Source organism: Candidatus Nitrosocosmicus oleophilus (genome assembly GCF_000802205.1).
Classification (GTDB): Archaea; Thermoproteota; Nitrososphaeria; order Nitrososphaerales; family Nitrososphaeraceae; genus Nitrosocosmicus; species Nitrosocosmicus oleophilus.
Genome location: NZ_CP012850.1, coordinates 2,407,091 through 2,428,190 on the forward strand (window position 1 = coordinate 2,407,091; position 21,100 = coordinate 2,428,190).

Consider the following 21,100-nt stretch of genomic DNA (forward strand, 5'->3'; position numbering starts at 1 on the left):
TGTTAACTCATGGTGCTAGAAATTAGAGTAGGGCATACACCCGACGCTGATGATGCTTTCATGTTTTATGCTTTAGAAAAAGAACTTATTCCAATGGGAGACTTTAAGATTGTTCATCAAGTAGATGATATTGAAAAACTAAACAAACTGGCGGTTAGTCATGAGTTAGAAGTTACGGCCATATCTGCACATGCACTTGCATTTCTCAAGGACTATAAAATTTTAAGTAGTGGAGGCAGTTTTGGAATTAACTATGGTCCAATCATTATTTCGTACAAAAAATCCTTAGATGAAATATCACATCACATCGTAGGAATTCCCGGATATATGACCTCTGCTTATCTTTTGATGTCAATAGCCCTTGGGAAATTAAATTGTCATGAAATGCTTTTTAGCGAGATTCCGGGAGCGATCAAAAATGGAACTGTTGATTACGGATTAATCATACATGAATCTCAAATTACTTATGTTAAACAAGATTTTAGCAAGTTATTTGATTTGGGTGAATGGTGGAATGCAAAAACTAACGGATTGCCAGTCCCATTAGGAATCAATGTGGCTAGTTCTAAGTTGATGACTAATGATATGATTAAAGCTTTTGATAGTATGTTGCAGAGTTCAATCAAATACAGTCTAAATCATTTAGAAGAGGCTATAGAATTTTCCTCTAAGTATGGTAGAGGAACAGAGAAATCAACACTAACCAAATTTGTCAAAATGTATGTAAATCCCTATACCGTAGAAATGGGAAAAGATGGAAGACAGGCAATTTCCAAGATGTTTGATATGGCACTAGAAAAAGGCATTATAAAAAGTATACCTCCACTTGACTATTCTTATTGAAAATGCAGTCGTAGTTCGATTTTTATTCCCCCTTTTTTCAAAAAAATGAAATGATAAACTAATTAATTTTGTAAGCTCTGTTTTCTATTTCTAGGATCTATATAAAATAAACTGATAAATGAAATGAGGATATATGATGAGCGTTGTAGTATATCACATCCGAAAAAGATTGTGGAAATATGTCTCAAACTTTAGGCCCTAAACAAATTACTCTATTTTATTATATTGAAAAAAGTGTCTCTTTGTACGGGGTTCCGCTTGATTTCTCTAATAAGATAGTTCAGCTCGTTTATAGAAATTTGGTTTGGTTTGCCTGCAGCCTTAAAAATTTCCTCTGAAAAAGCTGTTCCTACCAAATCATTACCACCATAGCATAAAGCTACTTGAGCTAATTTTTTACCTAAAGCGATCCAATAAACTGAGACATTTTTGAGGACCTTACCGAGCAAAAGCCTTGAAATGGCGATTATTCTAAGATCATAGATTGATGGGCTTTCAGAAACGAGGGTGTGTTCCTTTTCTAGCTGTGTATTTTCTAGGCTGAATTTTAGTGGGATAAATGTTGTAAATCCCCCAGTTTTCTTATTTAGTTCCCTTAACTTTATGATATGATCTACAATGTCCTCGGGTGTTTCGATATGGCCGAAAAGCATTGTGCAATTTCCCCTAAGGCCTAACTTATGTGCCTGATAGGCCGTATCTAGCCATTCGTCCCCTGAACACTTACCTAATACAATTTTATCACGCGTACGTTTACTAAATATCTCGGCTCCTCCACCAGGTAATGCATCTAGTCCAGCATGTTTTAGTCTCTCTAAAACTTCTTTAATTGAATTTTTAGTTACCCTTGATATGAAAAAAATCTCAGCCGGTGTAAGAGCCTTAATTACTACTTTTGGAAAACGATTTTTAATTGATTTAAACATGTCTTCATAATACTCCAACCCCAACTTTGGGTTGAATCCTCCTACAATATGAAGTTCAGTAGCACCTAAGTCATTTAAGGCAAACTCAGCCCTTTTTACAATTTGTTCATTTGATAGCGTGTATGCGTCATCATCTTTTTCCTTCCTATAAAATGCACATAGCTGACAACTTGCAGCACAAACATTGGTGTAATTGAGGTAATAAGATGATACAAAGCTTACGTTATCTCCACGAATATCTTTTCTCAATTGATTCGCGGCATTTCCTAGCAAAAAAAGATTCTCATTTTTGAGTAAATCGACTCCTTCGTTAAATGTCAATTCCTCCCCTGACATCACTTTTTCTAACGCAGCAGTAGGTCTTATGAGACTATTTGACAACACTATGCGTACCACGTAAAAAAATATAAGTGCTTTTAATGCCTAAAGGCATTTATCCAAAATCAAAGAATAAATTATACCAAGAATAAGATTAAACAATCATTGCAAAATACCCAGGTTCATCATGATATTTTTAAGGACTCTGAAATTGAAGAAACAATAGATAGAATTCAAGAAAATCATGAAATTAAGTTAAATGATGTTATTTACTTGTTAGAATCACAAGAGATTCAACGCCTTGGGTTGGTTGGTAACTCCATTAGAGAAGGCATGTTTGGCAAGAATGTCACTTTTATTAATAATATAATATTAAATTACACCAATGTATGTGTTACTTATTGTAAATTTTGTGCGTTTTATAGACCTCCTGGACACGAAGAATCATACACTGTATCAAAGGAAGAAATTCTAAATAGGGTCATTTTTGCAAAGTCTAACTATAATATCAAGCAAGTCCTTTTTCAAGGAGGGCACAACCCAAAATTAGATACCGAATATTTTGAAGATATCTTTAAGACACTTAAAGCAAAATGTCCTGACGTTGCAATCCATGGATTGTCTGCTTCGGAAGTAGATATGATAGCAAGGGTCGATAGGACTTCGCCACTAGAGGTATTATCTCGTTTGCAAGTTGCCGGTCTCGAATCGCTTCCTGGAGCGGGCGCAGAAATTCTTGTTGACGAAGTTAAGGATGTTATAAGCCCATTAAAAATATCTAGTCAAACTTGGTTAGACATCATGGAAAAGGCTCACAGTATAGGAATAAAATCTTCTGCCACCATGATGTATGGAACTGTTGAGTCCGTAGAACAGCGGGCACGTCATATCCTTAAAATCGCAGATTTACAAAGAAAAACAAATGGGTTTATGGCATTTATTCCCTGGAGTTTTGAACCCAATAAGACAGAAATGCAAGGTACTGGTTTGGTGCAACATCCCATGGGCGGTTTTGAATTATTAAAGATGATATCGGTGTCAAGGATTGTTTTTAATGGTCTGATAGATCATCTCCAGTCATCATGGCTGACTAATGGGATTGGAATGGCTCAACTAGCAATCTACCATGGATCCGATGACTTTGGAGGAACTCTCATAGGAGAAGAAGTTGTAAGTGCTACTGGTGCGAGATCTACAGAATTGTTATCTAAGAATATAATTACTGCTATAAAGGCCATGGGATATAAACCGGCAGAAAGAAACAACTCATATGATATAGTAAAACAGTACTAAGAAAAATAACTCCTCGTGTTGGCATGAATCATATTTTCTGACAGAATTCTTATGACTATCTACAAAGGGCTTTATAAATAGATTTATAAATGTATTTTCATAAACTTTACAATTGTGCCAGTTGGAATAGACGACATGGCTATCTACGTTCCGAAACTTTATATAGATTACAAAGACTTCGCTGAAGCAAGAGGGATAGACCCACAAAAACTAGAATATGGAATAGGAATCAAAAAGATGGCTTTGGCCGACGCTAATCAAGATCCAGCAAGCATGGCTGCAAATGCTTGTATGAGATTAATGAAAAATAATGATCTGAATCCGCAGGATATAGGAAGAATTTATGTGGCTACCGAATCTGGATTGGACGAATCGAAAGCAATGAATTCATTTGTAATAGGAATGTTAGAACAGGTATATGGAGAAAGTACCCTCGAACATGCAGGTGGTATAGAATGCAAGTTTGCATGTGTGAGCGGTTCGTACGCCTTATATGATAACACGAACTGGATCCGTGCTGGAGAGAGTAACGATAAGGCGGCTATAGTCATTGTTAGTGATATTGCAAAATATGATATTGGTTCTGCTGGGGAATATACTCAAGGTGCTGGCGCTGTTGCATTGCTCATAAAGGAAAATCCTAGACTATTGTCATTTGATGAAAAAGTCACTTCAACCATAATTAAAAATGAATATGATTTTTATCGACCAATTGGAAAGGAAACCCCACTTGTTAATGGTTTATACTCAAATTTGCTCTATTTGATTCAAGTAAGAAAGGCCCTTGAGACATATAAAGAAAAGGCAATAAAGTCTGGCATAATTAAACTTGGAAATGACGAATCAATCATAGACCATATCGATTACATAAGCGTTCATTTACCTTACAGAAGAATGGGTGAAAAGGCACTAGCATATTTGTTAAGACATGAATGGAGACATTTATCCAGATGGGAGGATATTATTTCTGAAATAGGAACAGATGAACCTCTCCCCAAAGACCCCCGGGGCACTATTGAATCAATCTTAGCTGATACCGACTTCATGAAGGCGGATGAAAAATTTAGAAGAGAGTTTATGAAAACTAAACACTATAAAGAGATTTTTGACAGCAAGATGTCCTCATCCTTGCAAGCATCTGCTGTAATTGGTAACTTATACACTGCTTCAATGTATATGGGTTTGCGAAGTCTGCTAGAATTTGAATTTTTAAAGGGCGTAGATTTGTTTAACAAGCGGATAGGTTTTGGTTCATACGGCAGCGGCTGTAGTGCGATGGTATTTTCTGGAGTTATCCAAGAAAACTATAAAGATCTTGTAAAGCGTATGAATTTGGAAAAGGACATAGGTCAAAGAACAAAAATATCAATAAAGGATTACGAAATTTTACACAAAAATACTCGCAAGTATGACGAGGCCTTCTTAAATGCGGAAGATGAATTTATCCTAATCAACATAGGTGGCACAACAGCTGATAGGGCCGGATTTAGAGAATATTGTTATGCATCATGATTTTAAGTGGTGATTTGATGTGCAGAATACAATATGGTAATTTAGACCAGACTTTTTTATCCTAGTCATTTAATGATTTTATACTTTATTTTCTGTTTACTAAAAAGTTCAATCAACACATTTGATTGCTCTTTGTTTTCAAGTTCCAAACTCAGATATACTCCGGCCGTTCCAGCAGGAATATTCGAACTAAGTCTGTCATGAACTACCTCAACAATATTCACATTTGCTTGTGCAATGTCATTAACTATATTTCTCAAAGCCCCAGGCTTATCTTTGAGTTCTATAAACAATTTTATTAACCTGCCTGTTTGCATCAATCCCTTTGCTACTACTTGACCTAATAGATACATGTCTACATTGCCACCTGATAATATAGATACAATATTCTTGTTTTTTGGGATACTTTTCTTATTTGAAATTAGATAAGCTAGGGATGCAGCACCTGCAGGTTCCGTTACAATTTTAGAACGTTCCAACAATAAAAACATAGTCTTTACTATGGAAAGGTCATCTACTAACACAATATCATCAACCTTGTCCCTTATTATCTCATAAGGTAATTTTCCAGGTGATTTTACCGAAATCCCATCGGCTATCGTATAGCCTTCTTGAACTTTGCTGATTTTCCCCTTTTTAATAGCCTTTTTCATAGATGGAAAAGCTGTAGATTCGACCCCAATTATACTAATTTTAGGATTAATTGACTTTATTGCTAACGACACTCCTGCGATCAACCCACCTCCACCGACTGGAACATAAATCTCATCAATGTGTTTCAAATCCTGGAGGATCTCAAGACCAACTGTACCTTGGCCTGCAATGACATCAGGATCATCAAAAGCAGGTACAATGGTTCTACCCTCCTTTGTAGCAATTTCCTTAGCATAAACGGACGATTCTTCATAGTTATTACCTTCTAAAATTACATCTGCCCCATAAGATCTAGTAGCAGCAATCTTCGCTGGGGAAGCATTTTTTGGCATGATTATAGTACACGACATCTTGTTCATAGCAGATGCATAGGCTACCCCTTGGGCATGATTGCCAGCAGACGCCGCGATAACACCTGCTTTTTTGGAATCAGCGTCTAGTCTATCAATCATGGTTACTGCGCCTCTAACTTTAAATGACCCAGTCTTTTGATAACATTCTAATTTTAGAAAAATGTTATTACCACACATATTTGAGAAGGTATTTGACCGGATTAGATCAATTTTTCTAATTGCTGACTTTGCTAACACCCCTTGTGCCTCTCTTATGCTGCTTACATCTATTCTAGAAATTTTTTTTCTCAAAGAAATGGTAACTCAGGGTTTATTTAAATTTAGTTCCGCTAGTATTATGACAAGATATTTTTTGGTCGAGTAATAGAAGAAGCGGGGTAGTTTTCTTCTTGTAGTCTTATCTTAAGGGATTTCCTAGATCCTTCTCACACTACATTGCGATTTTGTCTTTTTCCGCAATTCCCACAAAATTCAGCTCTGATATGGAATCAGAATGAAAAAATGTATTGTCCCCCTAGCAAGGCGTATTTAATCAGTAAACCCTGGTCAGAGCCATAAATTCCTCTCAAATTTACATTCTATGTTCTGAAATTCCAAGTACATTGCTTAGATCGGGAGTCTCACTTTTCCATATTGCTTTCTTGCCGATATTGTGTTTGATCATGTCAATATTCTTGGTAGGAAATGAAATTGTTTAGGGTTCGTCACCTAATAGCAATTGGTCATGACTATAGGTTGGCATTTCAAACTTTCTAGGTAGTATTATGATATGCATATCTCCCTGCGAAGTATTGATCAATTCAAAATTTTCATAGTATGTCACAATTGCAAGTAATTGACAAGGAGTAGTCAAAATTTTATCTTGGTAGAGATGGAATGAGAAATAATAAAGGAATATTGATGTGCAAACCCCTAGTTTACTTCTCATCCATGCACTATGACACAAAGCAATAGCAAAGTAGACATCTTCAATAGCATTTAGTGCAGTATTGTTTAGAGTATAAATTATTAAGTTTGTATCATGATTATTGAAATTGAGAATAAATTAGAAAAAGTGAATTAATTGATTTCTGGAATTCCTCTCTTTAAAAGCATGGTCAAACCGAATTAAATAATAGAGTTGTATCAAACAAATCAAAGGTGTGGACAACCCTGCGGGCATCAACGTCAGGCAATGATAATAACCCTTCTCATGCTTTCATATCTGCTAAATCTTCCAAGCTTATCGAAAGATTTAGAAACATTTATCACATGAATGTAGCCCTGTTATTGATCATCCTCACATCCTTTAACTTGTTTAGTGAATATTTGATTTGCCGTATGTGCTTTCGCTAGGTATGATAGTTAAAAACTGTATATATTATTGATCCAGATTTTCTTTCTAGAAATCCAGAATCCAAAAATGAAACGACCTCCCTAACAATTCCGCTGCAGAAATCTCTTAAATAATACCTCAAAGCATTTTCATCTTTTTTTGAGAGAAAATAACACTACTTGAGTGTCTTACTCCACCAAACGCCAAAGACCTTATAGACATATTTGTAATTATAATGTTATTGCGGTTGTGATCTGTTCTTTTCTCTGTCTGATAATTTCATCACACCTGAGTTTGAGCTCACCCTCACGGAGTTTTATTCGTAATTTGTTTCCACAGCAAGGACAGTAATTATTAGTTTGCCAAATTAAATAAATCTGACAAACTTGACACCGCTTCTGTCCTTCTGCGTACCTGAGTGTGTAACTTCCTCCTCCATGATTTGCTTTATGTCTCACACAAACACCTTTAAAAGCCATAGGATATATTTTAAAGATCTCATTCTAAAAACGTGTATCATGATTTTTATTTTAGAGAATAACTTCTAAAAGAACCGATGATAACATCATAGGCGACAAAACACTGATTGGTTGGTTTAATGCTAGAAATTATTTTTTGTGGAGAGGTCCTTTTATGAAATGGAAGCAACTACTTTTCACATTTCACTTGCCATCCTGATATTTACTAAAGTACCATGTTCAGTTTTGAAATCCTACAATCTCTGGAACAAGACTGGTTAATTACAGATTCAGGCTTTTAATTCATTTTTCATCAAGTCATACAGGAAATCAAGTTCATTCTTTATCGTCTCAGTAGATTCTTTTGGTATTTTTTCAAAATTAATTACCGAAGTCTTTTCTTTTGTTTTTTTGTTCTTTATCATTTCAAAATCGACGTACAAAACCATCCCGTTTTCACCTTGGAGCATCTTGTTTTGGTCAAGTGATGCCAAGTCAATATGAAAGGTTTCTATTATCAGATTTTCAAGATCTTTTTTTAACTTTGCGATTTGGTCGATGTTCCTTTCCATCTCGGGGTAATTTCCTTCAATAGATGAAGCTTTTTCTATCAGTCTGTTTGACAAATCTGTATGTGTGAATAATTCTTCAAACAATTGAGTGTTATCAACGTCTTTATAACCTAGTTTCTCAAGTTCATTTTTTATTATTTGGTCACCTTTTAAAGTAATTTCACTTTTTGCGCTATTGTTTAATTCTTGCAACTCACGGATTTGCTTTGAAATTTGAATTACCTGTTTATCAACTTGATAGTATAGTAACGAATGAAATTGGATCCCCATATATATATAAAAATAGAATTTATCAACTTCTAAGCTCACCTGGAAGTAAAGTCTACGTATATCGTCAGATTTTGTTGATTGGATAGGCACACTCTGCCAATTCTTTGATCTATTGTTTACCATCTTCTCGAAATTCTGAAAGAGAGTTACTATCTTGTTTGGGTCAAAGGAAGAGATATCTATTACTGAAAAATCTGCTAGCATTACTTTAGTATCTACGGTGACAATGTTTGCCCTAATGGAATTTTCAAAAACATCTTTAATATTTTCATAAAATTTGTTTAAAAGGATGATTGTATCTGGGTTTTTTCCCTTTTCTTTCAGCGGTAATCGCATCTGTTTCTATCTTAATGATGACTATTTAAAATTTGAATTTATCTATGAGATATCAATAGATTAAAATATCATCCCAGTGACATAATGCTTATGCCTACAGCCTATATCTTAATTAATTGTATTTTAGGAAAGGAAGAAGAAATAATTAAACAAATATCTCAAATTCCACAAGTAAAGGAAGTTCGTGGAACTTATGGTGTTCATGACATGTTTGTGAAAATTCAGACAGATACAGTAGACGAAATGAACAATACAATTACCAACAGTATAAGAAAAATCAACGGAATAACCTCGACTGTTACATTGGTCTCCATACCTGAGCAGGGTGGCAGGGGCTAAAATTTCTATTTCTTAATGTGCAGAATTATAAGAAAACTACTGATTCCAACACATATCCAACCAACTGATCCAACTATGAAAAAAAGATAGTAGATTGGGATTAGCAACGCAATTGCTGCTAGAGCTGCCCCAATACACCATATAAAAATCAGAATTTGTATATCTATTTCAGAAACCTTCAACTTAGCCCCTTATGTCCTCGTCAAATCCGCATATCGTGTTCACAATCTTTCCACAACTCCTGCAGACATTAAACTCTATAAACTCAAAATCATCATATTTTCTGTAAGAAAATTTATCATCATGAGTACAAAAAATCCTTTTTATGTTCTTTATCATTTTTTTTGGCATCTCAGGTCGATATTTTAGTGCCGCCGGTGAGATTTGAGCTCACGACAGCTCGGTCTTCAGCTTCACCCTGCAATTTAAACAGTCGAGTGCTCTTCCAGGCTGAGCTACGACGGCACATTCTAGAATCATTGGTTTATAGTATATATATTATTGCTTTAAATCAGTCAAAAATAATATTCTTAGGTTAAAAAGATATATTTAATTATTAAATAAAATTCGACCCCAATCCTAATAAATAAATGAGTATAAACTAAAGAATTAGCTATGACAGATAAAAATGAAATGGATAGTTCAGCTAATGAATCATCTTCAATATTAGAAAGTCCTGAAGAAAAGAAGAAAAGATTCCTAATGGAGTTTGAGAATCCATTTAAATGTGACAAATGTAGTGAACGATTTAAGAAGAAAAAATATTTGAGAGAGCACAAAGCCGAAGTGCATGCGTATTAAACCAGCCTATTTTGAAAATCATGATCTAGTCGAAGCCAGGCAGTTCTAAATATCGTTGTTAATAGTAAAAGCATGAAAATTTACACAAAGACAGGAGATCAGGGTGAAACAGGTTTAGCTGATGGCACAAGAGTAAGAAAATCAAACAGCCGGATACAATCTTACGGAGCGGTTGATGAAGTTAACAGCCATGTTGGAATGTTGATATCCTTAATGAGTGCTAAATCAAATTTGAAAGATATAGTAGAGGACCTGATAATGATACAGCACCAATTGTTTACCCTTGGTAGTGATCTGGCTAATCCACAAAAGAAGTTAGAGAATTATCCTCGTATTACTGAGAGAGAAATTACCTTTTTAGAGAATTGCATTGATAAATTTGATATAGAACTTGAACCCTTAAGGGCTTTTATCCTGCCCGGGGGTACAATTGAGGCTTCTCAGTGTCATGTGATTCGTACTGTTACTCGTAGGAGCGAGATCAAAATAGTCGATTTATACCTTAATGACGAAATCAGCAAGAGTTGCTTTGTTTATATTAATAGACTATCAGATCTTTTTTTCATATTGGCAAGAGTTTGTAATAAAAGACAGGATCAATCAGACGTCATATGGAAAAAATAGACATACTAGATACTATTTTTCTGAGTTGAATTTATCTATTTCATGATCATAGGGTATTGACATTCTATTACTGGTCTGGTACTGTTGTCGATATTTAGAATTATAAAATATAGTTGAAATTGACTGGCGATATCGAAGGTTACTAAATTACAAAGCACATCATTTCCATCCTTAGATCGTAATAAATGGGATTCTAAAAAATAGCAATTCAAAATTCCAAAAGGCCTTTCTGGGGTATTTAGTAGATTGTTGATGGAGATTTGTAAGATGCAAAATATGATTGTTAAAGCTATTGGAGTATCATAAATAGTGTCAATGGTATTAGGTTAAAGATTTTTTGTTTAGGCTCAAGACCACAGGCTTAACATCTAGATGAATGAGAAATTCATAAACTTGAAATAAATGGCTGTGAGTTGAGAGATTAGTCAAATACAAACCTATCAGATTCTATAATTCCAAACCTACTAAATTCTTAAATATATTATTTGAGGTGAAAAATAAATTTGGTTATCGAAATTATGGAAAGTACTTTAATTACTTTCATTAACAATAGTAGTAATATTTTTCGTATAACTATACTGTACATATTTCAGATTAGTATTCACATTAAATTAAGTCATTTCAAAATCTTCAATAACAATTGCGTCAGTTTCCCGAAAATTGGGACAATAATATCAAAAAAGACAAACAATAATTTCAAACGACCAGTAGAGATTAACTACCACGATGCATGGGGTAAAAATCTTTGAAATATACTCTTCATTCTAGATTTCGTATCTCGATTTGCGCTTCGTTTTGTTTTGTACTATTGGTGGTCAATAGCGTCATTCCAGTAAGTCTGCTTACTACTTCTTTTGGACAACAGTTTGAGCCGTCCTTGATTCAAATGCCCTTAGGTATATCTACCGAATTTGGGCTTCGCCAGGATGACGACAAAACTGCTCTGCATGATAACATTTTCGAAGGTTCTTCAGACATGTCCGCTCAGATCAGAGATGAAAAAGAAATAAAGCAAGATAATATTGCATATGAGAGACAGGATATTGATTCTCAATCTGGGAATGTTAAGAATTTAGTTCAAGCTGATTCTGAAAGGGTTAGTGTAAAAGAACAGGATAATTATGAAGATGAAAAGCAGAATGGTCATCATGAAGATGAAAAACAGAATGGTCAGAATGGTCAGAATGGTCAGAATGGTCAGAATGGTCAGAATGGTCAGAATGGTCAGAATGGTCAGAATGGTCAGAATGGTCAGAATGGTCAGAATGGTCAGAAAAACATCAAAGGTCCTGTTAAACTAAATTTTGTCGATTCGTACTGGACAAATAATATTGCTCCAGAAACTGTAGTTGCGAGTATTTCATCTGGTCAAGTAACTGCCCAGCAAATGCCACCTGTTCCTAGACAAGAAGTGGATCCCGCAGAAGGTAACTCAGTATTGGCGGTAACTATCATCAACCAAGGTTTTTCAGATATATCAGGGGTTAAAGGGTATTTTGACTTCCCAACTGGATTTAAAGCGTTAGTTACTCCTGATAATGTTGATTCTGATACAGCAATTTCCACATACAATGGTGTAGTAAAAGCTGGGCAATCATTTGTTCTCTATTTCCCTGTAAGCATTTTGCAAAATACCCAAGTGGGAAAAGAGTATCAGGGACAATTGAAAATAAAGTATTTCAAATTGACTGAACAATCTAAAAAGGATTTTAGAACAGCCAATATTGAGGTTCCATTTAGACTCTCTGGTAAAGTAATACTTGAAGTGCAGGGAAGTAACCAAAATTCAATCGCCCCAAATTCCAACGGGCAGTCCTCTCAATACCCCTTTTCGAATTCAGATATAATCAACGCAGTCGCTGGTACACCAAACACCCTAAAGATCGAAGTTTCTAATCTGGGAAGCGCAAGTGCTACTGGAGTGATTGTAAATGTTTTGAATAACAATCAACAAATAACCAACGGCAATCAAGTTGTTGGGGCATCCAATTCAAGTACTGCAAGTGACATAACCACCACCCAGGTTCCATACATAAATTTAGGTGACACAGTTTTTAATATTGGAACTCTATCACCCAATCAAAAATCTGAAATAGACCCCATCATATTTCCGCCGGTTTCATCTGCAAACGCGATCCAAAATATCGAAATCAGAGTTTCATACAATGATGCATATGGCAACAAGAAAACAATTAATCATTTGTTGGGAATACAGGTGGTACCTACATCTCCTCAAAATGATTTCTTTATTTCACCTGCCTCAAACGAAAAAGAAGCAATAATTCAAAACTTACCCCAATCTGTTTCAGGGCAGGCTGAGTACTACAGTAATTATGGTGAAGTTAATTATGTGGGAATGAGTGATATATTTCCTTTTAGAGCGCATCCTATCACCACTCTTTTGTCGCCAGCTCCACCCAGCTTAATTGAAAAACCAACAATACAAAATTCAGAAAAACAATTAGAAATTGTGGCAGGCAAGGTAGAAAATATGAGCTTTAGTATAAACAGCTTTGGAGAATCTGGTCAAACAGGTAATGAGACGCTATCTAATATTGCGATTACACTAACCCCACAATCCCCGTCAGTCAAAATTCTTGGAAATTCGGTCTGGAACATACCTAATGTAGGTAATGTACCCAACGTCCTCACTACTAAGGTTTTTGCATCTCCATCACTTATAGGGAACCCAGTATTTTTTACCGTTAATGTAAAGTATTTGAAAAATTATCAAGAACTAAAAACGGCCAATTTTAATCTAGGTGCTGTCGTAACTGGAAATATAAATTTGGATGTAAATGATCTAACTTTAAGACCGATTGGCAATTCATACAACATTGCTGGAAATATTTTAAATCAGGGTAATGCATTAGCGCAGTTTTCAAAAATTTCCATAACTGAGCAACAAATTCCAAGTAATGTAAAAAATACCAATAACAGCTCTGCTACCAATGAGGTTACCCAAAAAGAAAATGGAATTTCAGAATATATAGGAGACCTGCCAGTCAACCAACCAATTCCTTTTAACATGCCAATTCCAAAGTCCCAATTGCAATATCTCTTGGGTACCGGTGAGAATCCATCGGGACAATCAGCCGATCTGCCAAATAAAACCATAGTCTTGCCGGTCAAATTGACATATACAGACAGTATTCAAAAGGTGCATGAAATTGTTCTATACAAGTCACTTCCAATTGATCCTAGTTCAATGAACAACTACTTGGGACAGCCTCCAAATAATAATGGGTTTATAAGCACTTACTGGGCTTCCGATGCACCGCTTCAAAGTAATTCTGCTTCAACTTCCAATACATTTTCTAAATTATCCAATCAAAGGGCAGTAGGCCCGGGTGAGGGTAGCTCCATTCTAGCTATAGAATTATCTAATACAGGGTTTTCAGACATCAGCGGAGTCACAGGATACCTGAAATTACCATCAGGATTTGTAGCTGATAATTCTGGCTCACCTAGCGCAATGAATGATCAACAACAGGAGATTGATAAATTTACTTCAGTCGCAAGTTCAAATGATGTGATTAAATCAGGGCAAACTTATACGTTATATTTCAAAATCAAGGTGTTAGGCAGTGCCACTCTTGGAAACCATCTCGGATCACTATCTCTATACTACTTTAAGGTGCCTGATACTAAGATCGGAACTTACCGCATTCAAGATATTGATATACCCTTTTACCTTCCAGGGAAAGCGATCCTAGACTCTACGTCTAATACTACTGATCTTCAACCCGGAATAAACAATCCAGTAAAATTGATAATTAGTAACAAGGGTACTGCCGACGCAACTGGGGTGATATTACAAATATCCGAGTCAGATCAAACAGTAATATCAGATAGCTCACGTGAAAGTGTTATTTCAAATGAAACATCAATCAACACTCTTGATCAAGATACATCTTCTCTGCCTGTTATTAACACTGGACAAAGCACGTTTAGTATTGACAATATACCAAAGAATGGATCAACTGAAGTCCTAATTAAAATAATGCCATCTATTAATGCCGGTGAAAGCCTTCAAAAAATAAATTTGCACATAAACTACATTAATTCAGTGGGGGTGCCAAACTCAGTCGATAAGAGCATAGGATTTAGAGTCCTACCAAATCCACCTGATGGGGGGCTGAGCATATCTACAACTGCATCGGGCACCCCTGAGCCTATCGAACCTAGTGCTCCTAGTAATGATAACAATCAGGTAGAAGAGGAGGGATTGAGCGTCTCCCCTAGTATGGCTAATAACCTTGAAATGGAGAGTGGGTCAGGCAATGCAACATTTATGAATGAATATCAACAAAAATCAGGTTATGTGGATGTAGATCTTAAAAAACCAACAAATATTCCAAACCCTATGTATTTTGTCTCAGCTGAAAATTCTACCGTTTCCCCCCAACAATTACCCCAAAATGAGCCCAATGTGAATACCCTTCCTCAAACAAGTGAGGATACCGTATTCTTAACAGCTGGAAAAATTGATGATTTCAGATTCAATATTACTAATAATAACAACAATCCGATTCAAAATGCTGTGGTAACCCTCTCTGCTAATAATGGCGCTTTAGAAATACTTGGAAATTCAAAATGGAATCTAGATATGATAAACCCTAAAACTACTCTACAATTTCCAACCAAAGTATTTGCTTCTAAAACCTTGATCAATAGTCCGATATCTTTTGAGGTAAATGTAGAGTACGTCAGTAATGGTCAGCTGAAATCAGATTCATTTTTTATAGGTGCAAATGTGGTCGGAGAGATAGAAGTAAGCATAAACGACCTTTCAATAGATAATATAGGCGGAACTTTGAATGTAGTAGGTAACCTCTTAAATAAGGGTAATACAGGTGGTTTGTTTACGACTATCGAGTTAGTCACTGACAAGGAAATGATTGAAAGAGAAATCGAAAATTTGTCTGCAACCGGACAGAATGTTAGTAACCTAAGAATAGCTACCCCAGCTTCTACAACTCCAGAATACTTGGGCGATCTAGAGGAAGATTCTCCACTACCATTCAATATCCCTATTTCTAATAGTAACGAGTCGGCTTCTGGGAACTACTTGGTACCCCTCAAAGTTGAATACTATGATGACTTGAGAAATCAATACATCATTTATGAAAATGATATCGTTACCGTCGATTTACCCCAACAACCTAATAGTGAAAACCAAGGAGTTGGGTCGCTATTTTCAACGTCAAATCCGCTTGGATTGATCATCTTAATTGTAATCATCATAGTAATCATAATTATTTTGAGATATCTGCGAACAAGATCAAAAAAGAAAAAAATAGCCAAATCCAATCCAAATAAGAATAATTCAAATTTTATAGATTTACTGGATAATGTAAAAAAAGATGATGAGTTGCAAAAGAAAAAAGATGAGCAAAAGTAAACTTAATTCTTTGACTTAAAAGCATTACGAATTAGATCTCCTTTCCTTCTGTAAAAATTATCAAAGCCTCGGCTATTTAGCCGTGCATCCTTTTTGACCAAAAACAGCACCTAATCTATTAGTCTTTTTTTACTTGTCTAATTCTTGAAAAATCCCAATCCTAAAGGAAGCAAGAATAAATCATTGAAAGTGGCTTTTTGCGCGAGAATTGAAGAAACAAGTAGGAAAATAAATGTCAAAGATATCGTACCTATACTTAATAATTTGAGGAGCAACTCATATTGGTAAGTGGTCATAGTCTTGCTGTTATTTCTCTTATTATTTTTATAGAGTCTAGAAATTCTAATCTCCATGTAGCTAAGCATAAATGGTATTAGTGATAGAAACAGAGAAATGGATGTTATGGTATTTGTTTGCAATACAAATCCTGCAAGAAATGGCAACATCCCCCATGATAATGCGAACCAATAATTCTTATGAAACTTTCCCTTAAAAAGCTCAAAGTTGTATGCGAATAGAAAAAAACCTTCTATGATTCCAATAAATGCTAAAAGTGGAGCATATAAAAGTGCATAGTACAATCCCAGTCCGTATGAAAAACCCAAACAAGCCAGGATAATAATCCATGACTGCCTCTTACTGAATAAATCCCCCCACGGCTTTATTTTTTTGGAGCCTATATTATCTGCAACATGGGCCCCTATTCCTAAGGCAACGAAATAAATCAAAGCTAAAATGGCGATTCTCTCTAAAAAAATTGTATCGGCTATCAAACTACCCCAGACGACAAATGAAATACACATGCCTGTATATGGAAGAAAAAGCATTCCACAAAACATTCGAAATCTTTGAGGACCGAACTTGGGTACGAACCACTCATTCAGTCTAGAGTCGTCATTCATCTTTGAACGCTGATATTATGGCAGATGTTTCAAAGGTTTGATATTGCCTGTGTATGTTGACAAAGCCGTGTGACTCAAGGATCGAATTTATCTTTAGGTCCCAATGGTTGTTAATAATAAGCTTATCTAGTCCGTTGAACACATTGGCCCATCTCACATCTAACCTCCAAAGGGTCTTGATAATTCTAAAATAAATCTTCCAAACCAATTGATAAACAAGTCTCTTTGGGTAGGTGAAATCATGAAGTATCAAAAGACCCTTTTTCTTCAAAACTCGTTGACATTCACTAACTAGGATCTTTAGATCAACATATTTGGGCAGATAAGATGCCACAATACAATCAAAATATCCATTTTGAAATGGCAAGAATTCAGCTGAACCGTTTATGGAATCGATATCAATCTTTTTCTCACCCAGTTCATAAAGATATTCAAACGTCAGGTCAATGCCATATACCTTGTTATAATTTTGTTTTAATAAGGAGGTTAAGATTCCAGTACCACAAGCCATCTCTAGGACCAGTGATCTCTTGGGTACACGTTCAACCAATTTCTTTTTCCAAATCAAGTCCTGTCCCAATGTTGCGAGTTTTACCAATCTATCATAGCTTCTAGAGTTATTCTTATTGAAAAAGCTCTGCGCTAATTTAACTCCCATAGTCATATCCATGTCATGAATATCGTCCAAAACTAATATTATTGGTGGTTGATTATCATTTAAATACAATAATTCAAAGGATTAAATTATTTTGGCATTATTAGTTATAACATGACTCAAATTACCAATGTATTGTATATTGTAATGATTACCATTGCTATGTGTGTAAGTGCCACTTTGCTAACAATTTTGGTGGACCATACTTTTGATGTGCCAGAATTAGTGGATCAGATTCCTCATCTCATGATTTATCAAATTCTTCAAATGCATTGACTAGCTAGAAATCTCATGATGAAAGTGAACAAATCAGAGCAAGGAAGCATAACAGATATTACAGAGTACTTTTACAAATTGAAAGAAACACCCAGAACTGGATGGAAACAGAAGCTGGAAATTAGAAATACAGAGTCTGTTGCATCCCATACATTATTAATGATAGTTTTGGTTTTTCTTTATTCGGAGAAATATGGATTTTCTTGTAAGAAAAAAGTTAAGCTTATTGAAATGGCATTAATTCATGATCTAGCTGAATCGATTACAGGCGACATTACTCCAGAAACTATGAATAATAAGAGGAAAAATAAACTAGAAAACGAAGCATTTGGTAAGATAACAGATAAGATATACACAAAAGGTTTGAAAAAAAGATATTTAGAATTGTGGCATGAGTATCAAACGAAAAAGTCCTTTGAATCAAAGTGTGTTCACCTTCTTGACAAGCTTGAGATGGTGCTACAAGCAAACTATTATTTAAGGAACAGAGAGGAGCTCACAAGAGAAAACGTTGAACCATTTTTCCAATCAGGTCGGTCTTATTCCTCTCACAGGCCAAACTCTCGATTACCCAAAACCTCCAAAAAAAATATTCAAGACACAGAGGATTTAGAGGATATAAAAGAGATATTAGAGTACTTTAGTAATTAAGTTATGCAATATTTCGTTGCCTTAAAAATTGGAGAAAAGAGGGTGAAAAACGCACAGGAATTATTATCAACCTTTTTATCCGATGGCACTCCTGCATTACCTGCACTTGCGCTCAAAGATAATAACAGTAACAATTGGGAACCCGTCGGAGAGGAGAACTATTTTGCCGTAGTTCAGGAGGAACAAGGATATTTGATCGCAATATGTGATAAGAATGGCATTGCAAAGGCGATAGCTAACTGGTTTTCACCTCAAACTAAAGACATTATAAAAAATAAATTAATAGAAGTAGGAAACATTGAAGAATATTTTGGTAAAGTTTCGTTACCAGTTTAATATATATCCTTCTTGAGGAAAGGAATTTTAAAAAGCATAAATAATGAGTACAGATGGGTATATTCGAAAAGGAAATTGAAGTAAAGGGTCATTTGGTTGACTCATCAATACTTACCCGGATTTTTGACAGGATTATGGATTTAAAAGGCGATTTCACAGTATTGGAATTTCAAATAGGAAAAAGGAAGGAAGATTACAGCTATGCACGCTTGGTGATTAGGGGTGAGAGCGAAAGTCATTTGACAAAAATATTAGAATACTTGTTCCGAGAAGGTGCTACTAGTGTTTCAGTAGACGAGGTAAAATGTATTCCTTCACCCAGAGATATGGTTCTACCTGATGACTTTTATAGTACCACGAATAACCCGACCCAACTGTTTTACCATACAGAATGGATAAATGTTGGAAACATGATGATGGATAAATGTATCGTCTTAAATCCCGACACCAATAAAGCAGAATGCAAAACCAATCGTGATGTAAGAAAGGGTGACTTGGTGGTTACCGGTGAAAGGGGAATTAGAATTATACCACAAGAGAGACCTAGGGAAGGAGTCGATATATTTCAGTTTATGAGTAGTTCAAGTTCCAGCGAGCGACCTACTCAACAAATTGCAAAAAAGGTGGCTGTTGATCTTTATCGCACTAAGAAAAACCATGGGAAGATAATTGTCGTGGCGGGTCCTGTAGTAGTCCATTCCGGGGCATCAGACTTATTAGCAAGACTCATAAGATTAGGTTTTGTAGATGGAATTTTAGCTGGTAACGCCTTGGCAGTACACGATATTGAGAACGCACTTCTTGGAACATCATTAGGAATGCATGTAGATGATGGGACACTTGCTGTGCGTGGGCATCGCAATCATATGTCCATCGTAAATGAAGTATTCAAAGCAGGATCTATAAAATCAATGGTACAAAACAAAATCTTAAAAAGCGGAATTATGTATGAATGTATTAGTAACAAAGTTCCGTTTGTTTTGTGCGGATCAATACGGGATGATGGCCCCATTCCGGATGTCATTACTGACGTAGTTGAAGCTCAAAAAGAGTATAAATTATTGTTGAAAAAAGCTAATTTGGTTATCATGCTCTCGACGATGCTCCATTCAATCGCGGTTGGGAACATGTTGCCTGCCTCTGTAAAAGTTATAGCAGTAGATATTAACCAATCTGTGGTAACAAAATTACTAGATAGAGGAACGACTCAAGCTATAGGCGTAGTTACTGATATAGGCTCTTTTTTGCCTATTGTAATGAGGAATTTAGAGGAGCTAGGAACCATCAAATAATCCACATATATGAATGAATATGATCCGACTACATTTAAGTGCATTCTAGGGATCGTGCTTATTCAGGCTAGACAATATGATCTTTTAGAAATTATTGTAAGGGTCATATGCTTATTCAAAATTATGTCCGCCAAATCAAATCCAAGTTTGTTATGCGTCACTTCAATAGAATTGCGATACCATTAGGAATATACGCTATTGAATCAAAGCTTCACCTCTAGTACAATTAAATAGAGGATAAGACATTCTAGATTGGCCAGGAATTCCCAAAATGGAAAGTTCATTCATAATCCCCAGCAAATCTGCTCTTGCCAAATAGTTTTAACTAATGGATAGTGTATGCCCTACACCTTTATCTCCTTTACAAACTTAAAGAAAGTCAATACTAGGTTTAGCGTTTCAATCCACAATTTACTCAGAATTGTCTAGTCCAATTATACTAGTAATCGTCATTTTTCATGACTTCGTTATCTATGAATTTTATTAATTTCTTATCAAATATTTTTGTAGTCTGGTTACAAATTACGCATCTAAAGTAGACCTGAGATCTTCTTACGCGAGGTCTTGTTTTAGATTCCAAATGTTTCACTATCCAATCCTTTGGGGACCTAGTCTTGCAACCAGGACAAACAATAAATGTAGACACCTCATCTAAATCGTTTGAAATGGACATGTATTACCTATCCTAATGTAATCCCAGGTATTTATTTATGGTCTAGTCTACAAAGAAAAAACTTTGAATTAGATACATAAGCAACTTTGATTGGGTCAACAGGAATGACAGTTTGATCTATTATTTACACCATTATCAAAGCCTCTGGTGCAATAACATCCAAGCAGTTCGCATCAATCTCAGTACTTGAATATGCTAATCAGATTATACCTAACCTCCATATGACGTTAAAGAAAGTTTGGCTTGAATTTAGTCTATTTTAACCTCATTCATAACCTAATATTCTATTACAAGATT

Annotated in this window: 17 protein-coding genes and 1 tRNA gene; 10 read left to right on the plus strand and 8 right to left on the minus strand. The window is 35.4% G+C overall.

Annotation, left to right across the window (positions count from 1 at the left end; genetic code table 11):
• Positions 1–9: 9 nt before the first annotated feature.
• A complete protein-coding gene (locus NMY3_RS11660; protein WP_196816024.1) occupies positions 10–843 on the plus strand; it encodes a menaquinone biosynthesis family protein in 834 nt (277 codons plus the stop codon).
• Positions 844–1,055: 212 nt separating this feature from the next.
• On the opposite strand, the gene NMY3_RS11665 is transcribed toward NMY3_RS11660, so the two are convergent.
• On the minus strand, positions 1,056–2,150 hold the full coding sequence (locus NMY3_RS11665; protein ID WP_425319408.1) for a radical SAM protein: 1,095 nt from the start codon (positions 2,148–2,150) through the stop codon (positions 1,056–1,058).
• 102 nt (positions 2,151–2,252) lie between these two features.
• On the opposite strand from NMY3_RS11665, the gene NMY3_RS11670 reads away from it, so the two are divergent.
• Both NMY3_RS11670 and NMY3_RS11675 read left to right on the plus strand, forming a co-directional pair.
• Positions 2,253–3,380 carry a CofH family radical SAM protein gene (locus tag NMY3_RS11670; RefSeq protein ID WP_196816025.1) on the plus strand — a complete coding sequence of 376 codons (1,128 nt, stop codon included), beginning with the start codon at positions 2,253–2,255 and terminating at the stop codon, positions 3,378–3,380.
• Between the two features lie 114 nt (positions 3,381–3,494).
• The gene (locus tag NMY3_RS11675) at positions 3,495–4,892 is read left to right on the plus strand and encodes a hydroxymethylglutaryl-CoA synthase family protein (protein WP_231100039.1); all 1,398 of its coding nucleotides are present in this window, start codon (positions 3,495–3,497) and stop codon (positions 4,890–4,892) included.
• 65 nt (positions 4,893–4,957) lie between these two features.
• Here NMY3_RS11675 and ilvA read toward each other — a convergent pair whose 3' ends face one another.
• From ilvA to NMY3_RS11690, 3 genes are all read right to left on the minus strand, one after another.
• Complete coding sequence (gene ilvA / locus NMY3_RS11680) at positions 4,958–6,190, minus strand: threonine ammonia-lyase (RefSeq protein ID WP_231100040.1); 1,233 nt, start codon at positions 6,188–6,190, stop codon at positions 4,958–4,960.
• Between the two features lie 1,254 nt (positions 6,191–7,444).
• Positions 7,445–7,672 (minus strand): hypothetical protein, encoded by a 228-nt coding sequence (locus tag NMY3_RS11685; RefSeq protein WP_231100041.1) that lies wholly within the window; start codon positions 7,670–7,672, stop codon positions 7,445–7,447.
• Positions 7,673–7,962: 290 nt separating this feature from the next.
• Positions 7,963–8,850, minus strand: coding sequence for a hypothetical protein (locus NMY3_RS11690; protein WP_196816027.1), 888 nt, complete (start codon positions 8,848–8,850; stop codon positions 7,963–7,965).
• A 90-nt stretch (positions 8,851–8,940) separates the two neighbouring features.
• Here NMY3_RS11690 and NMY3_RS11695 point away from each other — a divergent pair, with 90 nt between their 5' ends.
• The gene (locus NMY3_RS11695; protein WP_144728331.1) at positions 8,941–9,189 is read left to right on the plus strand and encodes an Lrp/AsnC family transcriptional regulator; all 249 of its coding nucleotides are present in this window, start codon (positions 8,941–8,943) and stop codon (positions 9,187–9,189) included.
• 183 nt (positions 9,190–9,372) lie between these two features.
• Here NMY3_RS11695 and NMY3_RS11700 read toward each other — a convergent pair whose 3' ends face one another.
• Positions 9,373–9,528 carry a hypothetical protein gene (locus NMY3_RS11700; RefSeq protein WP_196816028.1) on the minus strand — a complete coding sequence of 52 codons (156 nt, stop codon included), beginning with the start codon at positions 9,526–9,528 and terminating at the stop codon, positions 9,373–9,375.
• Positions 9,529–9,558: 30 nt separating this feature from the next.
• Positions 9,559–9,654 (minus strand) — tRNA-Phe (locus tag NMY3_RS11705).
• 150 nt (positions 9,655–9,804) lie between these two features.
• Here NMY3_RS11705 and NMY3_RS11710 point away from each other — a divergent pair.
• From NMY3_RS11710 to NMY3_RS11720, 3 genes are all read left to right on the plus strand, one after another.
• On the plus strand, positions 9,805–9,990 hold the full coding sequence (locus NMY3_RS11710) for a hypothetical protein (protein ID WP_196816029.1): 186 nt from the start codon (positions 9,805–9,807) through the stop codon (positions 9,988–9,990).
• A 72-nt stretch (positions 9,991–10,062) separates the two neighbouring features.
• Positions 10,063–10,614 (plus strand): cob(I)yrinic acid a,c-diamide adenosyltransferase, encoded by a 552-nt coding sequence (locus NMY3_RS11715; protein ID WP_196816030.1) that lies wholly within the window; start codon positions 10,063–10,065, stop codon positions 10,612–10,614.
• Between the two features lie 808 nt (positions 10,615–11,422).
• Positions 11,423–16,018, plus strand: coding sequence for a hypothetical protein (locus NMY3_RS11720; protein ID WP_196816031.1), 4,596 nt, complete (start codon positions 11,423–11,425; stop codon positions 16,016–16,018).
• Between the two features lie 137 nt (positions 16,019–16,155).
• On the opposite strand, the gene NMY3_RS11725 is transcribed toward NMY3_RS11720, so the two are convergent.
• Both NMY3_RS11725 and NMY3_RS11730 read right to left on the minus strand, forming a co-directional pair.
• Positions 16,156–16,920 (minus strand): hypothetical protein, encoded by a 765-nt coding sequence (locus NMY3_RS11725; protein ID WP_196816032.1) that lies wholly within the window; start codon positions 16,918–16,920, stop codon positions 16,156–16,158.
• A complete protein-coding gene (locus NMY3_RS11730; RefSeq protein WP_196816033.1) occupies positions 16,913–17,647 on the minus strand; it encodes a methyltransferase domain-containing protein in 735 nt (244 codons plus the stop codon). The genes NMY3_RS11725 and NMY3_RS11730 overlap by 8 nt, the downstream gene beginning before the upstream one ends.
• A 222-nt stretch (positions 17,648–17,869) precedes the next feature.
• On the opposite strand from NMY3_RS11730, the gene NMY3_RS11735 reads away from it, so the two are divergent.
• Genes NMY3_RS11735 through NMY3_RS11745 form a run of 3 tightly spaced genes read left to right on the plus strand, consistent with a single transcriptional unit; the run spans position 17,870 to position 20,130 of the window.
• A complete protein-coding gene (locus NMY3_RS11735; protein ID WP_231100042.1) occupies positions 17,870–18,502 on the plus strand; it encodes an HD domain-containing protein in 633 nt (210 codons plus the stop codon).
• Between the two features lie 3 nt (positions 18,503–18,505).
• Positions 18,506–18,838, plus strand: a complete 333-nt coding sequence (locus tag NMY3_RS11740) for a hypothetical protein (RefSeq protein WP_196816035.1) — start codon at positions 18,506–18,508, stop codon at positions 18,836–18,838.
• 53 nt (positions 18,839–18,891) lie between these two features.
• Positions 18,892–20,130: a TIGR00300 family protein gene (locus NMY3_RS11745; RefSeq protein ID WP_196816036.1), complete on the plus strand. Its 1,239-nt coding sequence runs from the start codon at positions 18,892–18,894 to the stop codon at positions 20,128–20,130.
• Positions 20,131–21,100 lie beyond the last annotated feature (970 nt).